Consider the following 270-nt stretch of genomic DNA (forward strand, 5'->3'; position numbering starts at 1 on the left):
GGCCATTTTTCGCTTTAAACTGGCGCTCCGCGCGCAGTTGCATGCAGCTCAGCAGATCGGGTGAGGCGCTGAACAGTGACAGATTCCAGCCGCCAAACTGCTGCGTCATAATGCGGCCCAGCTGGCTGTGCAGCGCAATCAGCGCCGGCTCGATCTCAAGGCGCTCACCATACGCCGGGTTAATCAGCACCGTTCCGGTCGCGGTTTTATCGTCAAGCGGATTGCTCAGCTTCAGCAAATCCTGCTGCGCAAAGGTGAAGAGCTCAAAAA

Annotated in this window: 1 pseudogene; it reads right to left on the reverse strand. The window is 57.4% G+C overall.

Annotated elements, in window-relative coordinates:
- A pseudogene (gene rlmL, locus SB719_RS20260) lies at nucleotides 1-270 on the reverse strand (23S rRNA (guanine(2445)-N(2))/(guanine(2069)-N(7))-methyltransferase); the annotation flags it as partial.

Origin of the sequence: Pantoea sp. SIMBA_079 (assembly GCF_046940275.1) — a bacterium.
Lineage (GTDB): Bacteria > Pseudomonadota > Gammaproteobacteria > Enterobacterales > Enterobacteriaceae > Pantoea > Pantoea borealis.